The sequence below is a fragment of the Companilactobacillus pabuli genome, assembly GCF_014058425.1.
Lineage (GTDB): Bacteria > Bacillota > Bacilli > Lactobacillales > Lactobacillaceae > Companilactobacillus > Companilactobacillus pabuli.
Genome location: NZ_CP049366.1, coordinates 1,457,559 through 1,469,983 on the forward strand (window position 1 = coordinate 1,457,559; position 12,425 = coordinate 1,469,983).

9 protein-coding genes are annotated in these 12,425 nt (G+C 37.0%); 1 reads left to right on the forward strand and 8 read right to left on the reverse strand.

Translation table 11 applies throughout. From position 1 onward, the window contains the following. Positions 1 to 6: 6 nt before the first annotated feature. Positions 7 to 2,082 (reverse strand): PBP1A family penicillin-binding protein, encoded by a 2,076-nt coding sequence (locus G6534_RS07120; protein WP_182082539.1) that lies wholly within the window; start codon positions 2,080 to 2,082, stop codon positions 7 to 9. A gap of 90 nt (positions 2,083 to 2,172) precedes the next feature. Between G6534_RS07120 and G6534_RS07125 the strand changes: the two genes are divergently transcribed. Further along, positions 2,173 to 3,087 carry an RluA family pseudouridine synthase gene (locus G6534_RS07125; protein ID WP_059073518.1) on the forward strand — a complete coding sequence of 305 codons (915 nt, stop codon included), beginning with the start codon at positions 2,173 to 2,175 and terminating at the stop codon, positions 3,085 to 3,087. Between the two features lie 73 nt (positions 3,088 to 3,160). Here G6534_RS07125 and G6534_RS07130 read toward each other — a convergent pair whose 3' ends face one another. The 7 genes from G6534_RS07130 to arcA all read right to left on the reverse strand — a co-directional run bounded on the left by G6534_RS07130 (position 3,161) and on the right by arcA (position 11,959). Beyond that, positions 3,161 to 4,081, reverse strand: a complete 921-nt coding sequence (locus G6534_RS07130; RefSeq protein WP_182082540.1) for a prenyltransferase — start codon at positions 4,079 to 4,081, stop codon at positions 3,161 to 3,163. 13 nt (positions 4,082 to 4,094) lie between these two features. Then, complete coding sequence (argS, locus tag G6534_RS07135) at positions 4,095 to 5,789, reverse strand: arginine--tRNA ligase (RefSeq protein ID WP_059073516.1); 1,695 nt, start codon at positions 5,787 to 5,789, stop codon at positions 4,095 to 4,097. A 251-nt stretch (positions 5,790 to 6,040) separates the two neighbouring features. After that, complete coding sequence (gene arcC / locus G6534_RS07140) at positions 6,041 to 6,982, reverse strand: carbamate kinase (protein ID WP_059073515.1); 942 nt, start codon at positions 6,980 to 6,982, stop codon at positions 6,041 to 6,043. Between the two features lie 33 nt (positions 6,983 to 7,015). Continuing rightward, positions 7,016 to 8,122 (reverse strand): aminotransferase, encoded by a 1,107-nt coding sequence (locus tag G6534_RS07145; protein ID WP_182082541.1) that lies wholly within the window; start codon positions 8,120 to 8,122, stop codon positions 7,016 to 7,018. 12 nt (positions 8,123 to 8,134) lie between these two features. Beyond that, positions 8,135 to 9,547: an arginine-ornithine antiporter gene (gene arcD, locus G6534_RS07150; RefSeq protein WP_182082542.1), complete on the reverse strand. Its 1,413-nt coding sequence runs from the start codon at positions 9,545 to 9,547 to the stop codon at positions 8,135 to 8,137. An 80-nt stretch (positions 9,548 to 9,627) separates the two neighbouring features. Next, positions 9,628 to 10,665 (reverse strand): ornithine carbamoyltransferase, encoded by a 1,038-nt coding sequence (gene argF / locus G6534_RS07155; RefSeq protein WP_152999942.1) that lies wholly within the window; start codon positions 10,663 to 10,665, stop codon positions 9,628 to 9,630. A 64-nt stretch (positions 10,666 to 10,729) separates the two neighbouring features. Beyond that, positions 10,730 to 11,959 (reverse strand): arginine deiminase, encoded by a 1,230-nt coding sequence (gene arcA, locus G6534_RS07160; protein ID WP_010019312.1) that lies wholly within the window; start codon positions 11,957 to 11,959, stop codon positions 10,730 to 10,732. Positions 11,960 to 12,425: the final 466 nt, after the last annotated feature.

Sequence of the window (12,425 nt, forward strand, 5' to 3'; positions counted from 1 at the left end):
GTCCTCCTATTGACCAAAAAAGTTCTTAATATCATTGTACCATTCTGTGGCTTTATTTTTAATGTTATTTACTCCATCTTGAATGGATTTTGAAATATCATTGTCATTATCATCATCCGTATCAGTTGCATTAGCTAAAGTTGTTGCATCTTTAACTCCAAAACTAGTTTGTTTAGTTTCTGGTAGGATATTTGACATTTCATTCTTGAATAATGTTGACATACCGTTTTCATTAGCTGAAGTTAGGAAATGATTTTGATCAGATTTATCAAATCCCATCCAACTAGCAACTACAACATCCGGTGTATAACCTATCATCCATTGATCCTTAGTTCCGGCATAACCCCATGATTGAGGTACTTCCGTTGAACCAGTTTTACCAGCAATTTGGTAACCCGAAGGCTTAGCATACTTACCAGTACCTTCGTTGTAAACTCCCAACATCATACTTGTCATTTCTTTAGCGGTACTCTTACTAATAATCTGTTTAGTAGAAGAATTACTATTATCAACAACAACTGTTCCAGTTGAATCAACGATTTTGGTTATGAAGTGCGTACTAGCAAGTTTCCCTTCATTGGCAAAAGCCGTATAAGCTCTAGCCATTTGAAGTGGCGAAACACCATATTCCAAACCACCTAGTGCCAAAGCCAAGTTTTGATCAGACTTATGAACTTTAATACCAAAGTTCTCAACTGAAGCAACACCCTTTTTAACTCCAATTTTATCCAATAAAGCTACAGCAGGCACATTTTCACTTTGATAAAGTGCCTTATACATTGGAATCGTATCTGAATAAATTCCATCAGCATTAGTTGGTGAATATTTATTCTTACCAAAACTAGTAATTTGGTTAGGCAATTTTGAATCATAGCTATAGCCATTTTCGATTGCTGGTGTATAAACCGCTAACGGCTTAATAGTTGAACCCGGCTGACGTGCTAATTGAGTAGCTCGGTTCCAACCTCTAAAGGTGTGATCTCCACGTCCTCCGATAACCGCTAAAACGCCACCGCTTTTCGGATCAACTGCGACCGACGCACCTTGAACCTTCGTTCCATCAGCTGCATTGGCTGGGAACAAATAATTATTATCAAAAGTCTTTTGCATCGAAGTCTGCATTTCTTGATCTAGGGTCGTATAAATCTTGTAACCCTTATTCAAAATATCGTCTTCTTTAAGACCATATTTATCAACAGCTTCAGCGATAACAGCATCGAAGAAATAAGGATACTTATAGGAACTGCTGACTTCATAATTATCGTTCAAGTTAATGGAAGTATTCTTATAATAATTTGCTTGTGAAGCGGACAATTTATTATTATCAACCATCAAACCTAAAACTAAATTACGTCGAGCAAGTGAGTTTTTCATGCTATCAATTGGGTTATAATAATTAGGTGCTTTCAAGATAGCAGCCAAAACGGCCCCTTCAGCAGGATTCAGTTCTGATGCATTTTTTCCGAAATACTTTTCAGAAGCATCCTGAACTCCCCAAACACCATTACCAAAGTAAGCATTATTCAAATACATCGTTAGGATTTGTTTCTTTGAATATACTCGATTTATTTCAATTGAAAGGAATAATTCTTCACCTTTTCTAGCCAAGGTTTGCTTTTGCGTTAACAAAGAGTTCTTCGCTAATTGCTGAGTTAAAGTACTTCCACCACCGGTAATTCCGTGATGAATGATATAACCTAAAGCAGCTCGAATGTATCCTTTGATACTAAACCCTGGGTTAGTCCAAAACGTTCGATCCTCAGTAGAAATAACCGCATTTTGAATATTCTTAGAAATTTTTCCGTAACTGACATACGTCCCTTTGCTTGCATACAACTGACCGGCATCATCACCATCTTTATCGATGATAGTCGTTTTCGTTTGCAAAGAAGACTGTAAATCTGACACATTGGAAGTTTTGGCTTTATAAGTCCAATAGCCACTTAACACCAAGATCATGATCATAACGACCAAGATTATCCAACGAGTAATTTGGAATCTCTTCCAATATTTTTTTATAAAAGACCACGCAACTAGTAATTTGGGTTTAAACCATTCCCAAAAACCATTGTTTTTATTCATTATCAAATACCTCTATATAAGAACAAATTTTATCACATATTGAGAGTGTTTTTTTAATTTGTCTTAAATCTTTAAGGAGCTAACTATTTTATGTATCAAAAAAAGATAATTTATCATCAAGAAAAAGGTGTAAATTTAACCATTCGCGAGTTGCTAAAAAAATGGCTGATTCCTAAGAAATGGCAGCATTTTTTTCGTATTCAACAGGACGTTTTAATCAACGGAACGTATCACTCTTTTAACACGATTGTTTGTGATCTAGACGAAATAACTTTGAATTTCAATTTTCCACCTCGATCAGAACAACATTATTTACCCGGCAATGATCCTGTAGATGTTGTTTACGAAGATGATGACATAATTATCGTCAACAAAAAAGCTGGAAAAAAGACCCATCCAAATATCATGACCGAGAATGACTCCTTGATGAACGATGTAGAGACTTATTTAACTAATGGTCATCCCTATATGGTCCACCGCATCGATATGGAAACTTCAGGGTTAGTATTAATTTCCAAAACGCCATACCTAGTCCCAGTCTTTAATCGTCAATTAACCACTAAAACCTTACATCGTGAGTATTTAGCCTTGGTCAAGTTAGACAAAGAAATTCCCAATTCTGGAACCATCAACTTACCGATTAGCCAAGACCCTAATGATGTTCGCAAAAAAATCATCAGCTCTACTGGTTTAGATTCTGTGACAAAATTTAAAGTCATCCAAAAAAATGACAACTATGCCTTATTACAACTAAATTTATTGACTGGCCGCACTCATCAATTAAGAATCCACTTGGCTAGTCAAGGCTGGCCCATCGTCAATGATCCACTCTATAATCCTCATAAAAAAACTGGAAATTTATTACTATTTGCCCATAAATTAGTTTTTCAACAACCTTTTAGTGAAAAATTCCAAATTATTTCAGCAAAATTATCAAAAAATATGTATAATCTAATATGTGCTTATTTAAAGCAACCAAAAAGCTCACCTAATCCCGACAATTAGGTGAGCTCTTCTTTTATGTTCAGAAAGAAGTTTTAGGAGTGATTTTTATGGACTCTTTCTGAGAAGGCTGCAACTATAACACTGACATAACTAATTTAATAATCGCCCCGACAGCAATCAATAAAATATACGTTACCGAGAATTTACTTACAGCTTTAATTACCAAAGGATAAGTTTTTGTTTTAACTTGTTCCTTTAGATAAGGACGAAAATCGTCCCAAATGTTTGGATAAAGTAGCACGATCAATAGTGTAATGTAAGGTACTACTTTCGTCAGAGCTAAGATGGGCACTAACAGAAAGGCTATTGCCCAACTAGCTTTGAACAAACTTAAGGCATTGGCTTTCCCTACTTTACTAACCAATGTGTTACGACCATTTTTGAGATCTGCTTCTAAATCACAAGTACCATTACTCAACTCTGCACATAGGAATGCAAAGGTGTTAGGCAGACAGGCCAAAACGATTGAGATGGTAGCGCTAGAATCAAATTTCCCTGATCCGAATAGCCCAAGATAGGAGTAAGCTATAGGAATCAATTGGCTTATGGCAATAGCCACCACGATTTCTCCAACAAAAGTGGAATTAAGTGGCTTGGGACCTGCTGAATATAACAAGCCAATGGCAACTCCGATGACCCCGATCATCAAGGTTACCCAACTAGTTTGATATGTCAAAAAGGCTCCAATTATTAATGGAAAAATGGCCAAACCGAGCATCCATTTTTTGACTATTGCCAGTGATTCACGATTAACACCAATAGTACTGATTTTTTGACGATATTCTTCACTCTGAGAGTTCTTGTAATCCATATAATTATTATGGAAGTTAATGAACAAGTGAATGAAGAACACAGCGATAAATCCTAAAATCCCGTACCAGATATTAAACGTTTGATAATTCAAATATATAAAACTTATTGCCATCAACAACCATGCTAAATCTAGTGTGGTTGTTTTTATTTCTGATAATTCATCAAAGATTTTTCGATTCACAATTCAGTTCATCCTACATTTCTTCTGGAGCTTTAACACCTAATAGACCAAGTGACATTTGTAGAACTATTGAAACTGACTTAACAAGTGCAAGTCTTGCTTTAAGACCTTCGTCATCAGCCAAAATCTTACTGTGTGCATAGTATTGGTTAAAGCTCTTAGCAAGCTTTAGAACATACTTAGCAACAACTGATGGTTCGTAGTCCTTAGCAGCACGTTTAACAACGTCTGGGAAGTTTTGAAGCATCTTGATAGTGTCCCAAGCCTCTGGATCTGTGAGAGCTAAGTCTTTAGTATCCTTGTAGTCTACATCGCCAGCTTTTCTTAAAATGCTTAATGCACGAGCATTTGTGTATTGAACATAAGGACCAGTTTCACCTTCGAAACGAACAACTTCTTCAAGGTTAAAGTCAAAGCTATCACGACGATCATTTTTCAAATCATGGAAGACTACCGCACCAACACCAACTGCTTCAGCAACGGCATCTTTGTTCTTCAAATCTGGGTTCTTTTCTTCGATTTGTTTCTTAGCTAAGTCAACGGCATCATTTAGAACGTTTTCTAGCAAGATAACACGACCGGAACGAGTTGAAAGTTTCTTACCACCTGTTGTGATCAAGCCAAATGGGATGTAGTCGATATCGTCTGACCAGTCGTAACCCATTTTCTTAAGAACAATCTTAAGTTTTGTAAAGTGCTCTGCTTGTTCACTACCAACAACGTAAAGTGATTTAACGAAATCGAAAGTATCTTTACGGTACTTAGCAGCAGCCAAGTCACGTGTAATGTAAAGTGTGGCACCATCAGTCTTCTTGATCAAAGCTGGTGACAAGTCGTATTCTGACAAATCAACGATTTCAGCACCACGACTTTCCTTTAGAAGACCTTTTTCTTCAAGTGTATCAACGATAGCATCCATCTTGTCGTTGTAGAATGATTCACCAGTAAAGTGATCAAATTGAACATCTAGACGATCATAGATCTTTTGGAATTCCTTTAATGAAAGTTCCTTGAACCATGTCCAAAGTGCCAAAGCTTCTTTGTCGCCGTCTTCCATCTTCTTGAACCAAGCACGAGCCTCGTCATCAAGTTCTGGTTTTTCTTCAGCTTCCTTGTGGAAACGTACATAATACTTCAATAGGTTGTTGATTGGATCAGCTTCGACTTCTTCAACAGAACCCCATAATTTGTATCCAACGATCAACTTACCGAATTGAGTTCCCCAGTCACCCAAGTGATTGATCTTAACTGGATTGTAATTTAATTTTGAAATAATTTTAGCAATTGAGTTACCGATAACTGTTGAACGTAAGTGACCCATTGACATTGGCTTAGCAATGTTAGGTGATGACATATCGATTGGAACGTTACGTCCCTTACCTTGATCGGCATTACCATAGTTTGTTTGTTCAGTTAAAACTGTCTTCAAAATATCTTTTGAAAAGGCTTCTTTATCTAGGAAGAAATTGATATAAGCACCAGTATTTACAACTTTTTCAAAACCAGTTGTATCGATCTTGCCAACTAATTCTTCAGCAATCATGTTAGGTGCTTTGTGCAATGTCTTAGCCAAGATAAATGTTGGGAAAGCATAGTCACCCAAATCTGAAGTCTTAGGCTTCTCGATCAATTTTGTAACTTGTTCCTCAGTAATTTCCTCTGGTAAAACTTTAACTAGTGCATCTACTACTTGTTTCTTAAAATCCATATTTTCCTCCTTTAGATAAAAAAAACGCCTCTTCCAATAAACTATATTGAAAGAGACGAGATTTCCCGCGGTACCACTCTAATTGATTAATATCCACTCATTAATTGATTATTCATTTTTGTAAGAAGGGTGCGACTTAATCTTTGATTTGGTCAACTCTCACCAAGACATGACCTCGCTTAAAATCTCACGATTAATTATTCCCTCTTTTGCACAAGTATGATAGCACATTAATTTGCCAATAACAATAATTATTTGTGAATAACTGTTCCCTTATTACCAGCAATAATTTCCTTAACATCATCCAAGGCACCGATTACGGCAGGCTTGCCTGTAGCTTTAACGAAAGCAACGGCGGCTTGAACCTTGGGCATCATACTACCTTTAGCAAATTCCTCATTGTCAATGTGTGTTTGAATTTCGTCAGCTGTAACGTCAAAAATTTCTTCTTGATTTGGCTTACCGAAATTGTAGAAGACTCCGCCAACGGAAGTCAAAATGATTAATTTATCAGCATCAACTAATTGGGCAATCTTAGAAGCACCGAAATCTTTATCGATAACAGCTTCTTTACCAATTAATTTATCTCCATCTTTCACTACTGGAATACCGCCACCACCGGCAACGATTGGAATAACGCCAGCTTTAGAAATAGCCTCAATAGCTGGATATTCGTTGATCTCAACGGGTTTTGGTGATGGAACAACACGACGATAGCCACGACCGGCGTCTTCAACGATCACCCAATCTGGATGTTCTTTTTGAAGACTTGGAACCTCATCTTCAGTATAGAAAGGTCCAATAGGTTTTGTAGGGTCACTGAAGGCTGGGTCGTTTTGGTCAACAATCGTTTGTGTGATCAAAGTTACAACTTGCTTGTTAATACCATTTTTGAGCATAACTTCTTTCATGGCATTTTGGAACCAGTAACCGATACTACCTTCTGTCATAGCACCACAAGTATCTAATGGCAAAGCTGGATTCTTTTCACTGTCGGCTGCAGCTTGTTGCAACAACAAATTACCAACTTGTGGACCATTACCGTGTGTAATGATCAAATCCTTATCACTCTTAACGAATTCTACTAGTGACTCACAAGTTTGCATAACAGCGTGTTGTTGAGCTTTTGCACTAGCATCCTTACTTAAAATAGCGTTACCACCTAAAGCAACCACGATACGTTCTTTTGTCATAATAACTCTCCTCAAAATGAGCGAAAAAATCGCTTAATTAGCTTGTAAATAATCTCCTAAAACTTCTAAACCTTTAGTCAAGGTCTCGTGTGGTGCACAATATCCTAATCTGGCATATCCCGGTGTATCGAAAGCTTCTCCTGGAACTAGTAGGACCCCAGTATCTTTCAATAAATCTTTACAAAATTCCAAACTAGACTTCTTAGTTTCGAGCTTCACAAATGACGTCGACACCCCATTTGGAAAGACGCAACTGATTTTATCCGTTTTTTGAACCCAGTCTTTGAAATATGCTAAATTATCGAGCACGATTTTTTTATTACGATTTAATACTTTATCTTTATTTTCCAAAATCAAACATGCCATCTGGTCGCTGAAAACTCCAGAACAGATCATCGTATAGTCACGATACTTTCTAAAAATATCAGCGAGCTGCGAATTAGTAGCTGTCCAACCTACTCGAATTCCTGGCATTGAATAAGTTTTGGATAATGAATTAGTAGAAATACCCTTATCGTACAAATCAACGATTGGGGCAAAATCAACACTATCATCAAATGGTAAATAAACTTCATCCACCAAAATATAAGCACCAACGCTTTTGGCAACTTCAACGACTTGTTTTAAGAACTTCCTATCTAAAATCGTTCCAGTTGGATTATTCGCATTGTTGATGCAGATCATCTTAGTATTAGGACGAATCAATTTCTTTAATTCTTCGATGTCTGGATACCAATTCTTATCTTCATGTAATTTCCAAAAGCTAACCTCAGCTCCTAATGATCTCGGGATGTCATAGAGCTGTTGATAACTAGGATAAACGCTGATAACGTGATCTCCTGGTTCGATCAAAGAATAAATCGCCAAGAGATTAGCACCAGTAGCACCATTTGTTTGCAGAATATTGTCGGGAGCAACATTCTGATACATCTTACTTACTTCTTTTTTAAAAGTTGGTGAACCTTCGATCCAACCATAATTCATTTTTTGTTCGTTAAGTTGATTATAAATATCAGCTTGGGTCAATTTCTTGATCTCATCCATTGAAAATGATGTGATCGTACTTTGAGCCAAATCATATTTGGCTTCTCGTTCGTGGACGTTTAACCACTCTTCAACACCAAATCCAGCTATTTTCATATTCAACACTTCCTAGATTTTAATTGAGCCGGTAGCAGTCATAACGATACTGATGATTGCCAACATAACGATAATTATTGACCACATAATCTCTGATTTTGTTAGTTTTCCACCATCGAGACCATATTCTTTTTTGGCACGATAGTAGAAATAGATTCCTGGCAAATAACCGATACAAACTAGAATTAAGTAATGTAAACCAGCTAAAGCAATGGCAATAATTTGAAAAGCTGCCGCAAAGATTCCTATCCACAATTGTTTCGTATCTTTATTTTGGAGTGAGAATTTGATTTGATACAAACTAACGAAGATATAGCAAACTACGATAGCAGCCGTACAAAGTGACAAGGCAAAATTGTAAGCTTCTTCAGAGAATAAGAGGATCACTAAGAAGACTTGAATCAAACTGGCCGTCAAGACTAATGAGAAAGTTGGCGCACCATTTTTATTCTTTTTACCAAATGAAGATGGCAACATTTTTTCTTCCGCCATCAACATTGTCGTGTCAGCTGGCAACATTGTCCAAGATAACCAAGAACCCAAAATAGCAATTATCAAGCCGATACCGATAAAGGCACCACCCCATTTTCCAACCATATCTTGGAAAATATAAAGCATAGCAGGTTGATTGATCTTAGCTAATTCATTTTGTGACAAGTAACCATATGGTAAAACTGAAGCCAAAACATAAATTACTAGTAAACTGATAATTCCGATGATCGTAGCTTTTCCGGCATCATTTTTACTTTGGGCACGAGATGACAACATACTAGCACCTTCAACACCAACGAAAACCCACATCATGATCATCAAACATGATCTAAATTGTTCGACTAAATTGCTGCTTCCAGCGACACCACTAGCCACGTTGGACCAGAAGTGAGCTGTAAAAATTCCGCCCTTAAATACGAAGATTCCGACAACGATAAAGGCAAATAATGGAATCAACTTACAAATAGTAATAATTGTGTTCATCGCAGCAGCTGATTCAACCCCACGATTAACGATAAAGGTCAACATCCAAGAAACGATACTTGCAAAAATTACCGAAGGAATGTTTTGTCCACCTTTAAAGATTGGAAAAAAGTAACCTAATGAACTCATTAAGACGGTCGCAAAGGCCACGTTTCCTAACCAAGCTGATAGCCAATAACCCCATCCACTAACGAATCCAGCAAAATTTCCGAAGCCGACTTGCGCATAAGCCTGAATACCTTCAGATTCTGGTTGTTTCAGTAACAAATTATTCAACGACATGGCTAACATCATAATTCCAAATCCAACGACGAGCCATGCCAACAAAACTGGACCAGGAGCTGCTCCTGACGCTAGTGAGCTGGTTAAGGTAAAAACACCTGAGCCAATAGAACTTGTAACAACAGCCGCTGTTAAAGCTCCGAGTGATAGACCCTTCTTTTCTTCCATATTAATCATTCCTTATTTTTTCAAAAATTAAAAAATGAAAAAGGGCCAACCATTACGATTAGCCCTTCTTCAATAACTGATTAAACCTTAGGGATGAACAAGTTACCTAGAGTTGCTGCCATAATGGCTTTAATGGAGTGCATTCTGTTTTCAGCTTCTTCAAATTGACGTGCATATTTGCTTCTGAAGACTTCGTCTGTTACTTCCATTTCACTTAGACCATATTTGTCTTTGATGTCTTGTCCATATTGTGTATTTGTATCATGGAATGCTGGTAAGCAATGCATGAAGATGATTTGGTCGTCAGGTTGACCAGTCTTCTTGATCATATCCATGTTTACTTGATATGGTTTGAGAAGTTTAATTCTTTCATCCCATTGACTTTCTTCACCCATTGATACCCATACATCCGTATAGATAACGTTTGTACCTTTAACACCTTCTTCGATGTTATCAGTAATTAAGAACTTGCTGCCTGATTCTTCAGCATACTTCTTAGCTGTGTCAACAACGCTTTGATCTGGGAACAATTCTTTAGGTGCAACGATGTGGATGTTTACTCCAAGCATTGAACCTGTAACTAAGAAACTGTTAGCCATGTTGTTTCTACCATCACCAACGAATGTCAAAGTCTTACCTTTGATACTGCCAAATGTTTCTTTCATTGTCATGAAGTCAGCCAACATTTGTGTTGGATGCCATTCATCTGTCAAACCGTTCCAAACTGGAACGCCTGAGTATTTAGCAAGATCTTCAACAACTTGTTGTGAGAATCCACGGAATTCGATACCGTCAAACATGCTACCTAGAACACGTCCTGTATCTTCAACACTTTCCTTTTTACCTAGTTGAATATCGCCGGCACCCAAAAATTCGGGGTGAGCACCTAAGTCAATAGCAGCTGTAGTAAAGGCTGAACGTGTTCTTGTTGATGTCTTTTCAAATAGTAAGGCAATGTTCTTACCTTCTAGATAATGATGTGGTATGCCCTTTTTCTTAAGAGCTTTTAAATGAAGTCCAAAATCAATTAAGTATTCCAATTCTGCAGGTGTGTAGTCTTTTTCGGCTAAAAGGCTTCTGCCTTGAAATACTGATGTTTCTTTTCCTTTATAATCCAAAATGATCCCTCCAAAAATGATGAGTTAAGGCTAGTCTAGCACATTTTTTCTAATTAAATTAAATTTACTTTAAGTCTTCACGTACTAATGGCATACTCATGCAACGAGGGCCCCCACGACCACGTGATAATTCACTAGAGATTGTTTCCAATACTTTCAAGCCGTGTTGTCTTAGCATTTCGTTTGAAACGTAGTTACGATCATAAGTAACAACGACACCAGGTGCAATGGCTAGAGTATTTGATCCATCATTCCATTGTTCTCTAGGAGCAACGATAGGATCACCATTACCTGTTGGAATCAAATCTAGATCATCAAGACCAAGTTCTTTCTTTAGAACAGCCTTTAGATCTTGATTGTGTTCATAAGTCAAATCACCATCTTTAGTTGGATGAATTGTCCAAGTATCGATCTTGCCACCTTCGCCAAGGATTCCTGGATGAACTGTAAATTGATCGTAATTGATCATTGTAAATACAGTATCCAAGTGCATCATTGCGTGGTTGTGTGGAATCTTGATAGCAATTACTGTGTCGTACTTGCTGTCTTTGAACAAGTTTCTAGCGATGTCTTGAATAGCAGTTGCTGATGTTCTTTGTGAAACACCAATTGCTAGTACGTGGTCGCTAAGTACTAATTCGTCTCCACCTTCGATACGATGTGTATGGTTTCTATCACGCCATACATGCAAGCCTTTGTTTGCAAAACGTGGATGGTATTTAATGATTGCTTCCATAAACATTGATTCACGTTGTCTTGCAGCGAAAGTCATGTGGTTAATGCTCAAACCATCACCGATTGAAGCTGCCGGGTCGCGAGTAAAGTAAAGGTTTGGCATTGGGTCCATGAAGAATGGATATTCTGAATCTTCAGCGGCACTAACTAAGTCAGTTGGCTTGAAGTCGATATCATTCTTACGAACACCGATCATTAATTGATTTACCATTGCGTGTGTATCAAGACTCATCAAGAATTCCTTCAATGCGTCATGATCAGCACCAACAGCATAATCTGATTCGCGAAGCATCTTTTCTACAAATGCTTCTTTAACATTTCCAGCATCGATAGCTTCGGCAGCTAAATCTTCAAGATAAAGAACTTCTGTTCCGTTATCTCTCAAGATTTGAGCAAAATTGTCATGCTCCTTTTGGGCAATTGGTAAATATGGGATATCATCGAACAATAGTCGGGGCATTGTGTCGGGTGTAATGTTTTCAACTTCTTGTCCGGGACGTTTCAACATTACGACATCCAATTTTCCAATTTCTGAAGTAACATGGATTGGCATAGTCATAAAAAATCACTCCTTAATTTTGAATTCCGTTACCAACACCCACTATATCGGACAGGTATGTGTTTTGCAAGCGATTTCATGAAACTATTCCAGTATGAAATATTTTCTAATTTTTGGAGGAAAGCTAATTCGCGTCATATCTAGCAAGCGTTTACACTAATTAGAAAAATTTTAATCAAAAATTATTTCTCAAAATGTCAAAATAACAGGATATAATTTTATAAATACTTTTCTGAAATAAATTAATTTACAATATCTTGTTCATTTAAAAAACTAATTATCTATTAAAAAAAGACTACTTAAATAAAATATTTGGTAATCTTAAGATTTATTTTCAATATGTATAAGATATATTCTTTGAAATATGATTATGAAATAATAAAAAATATCATGTAAAGAAAGACAATTTTTTAGATCAGGTTGCTGTTGGATGTCGTCGTCTGTTCTGCAAAACTTGTCACTATCA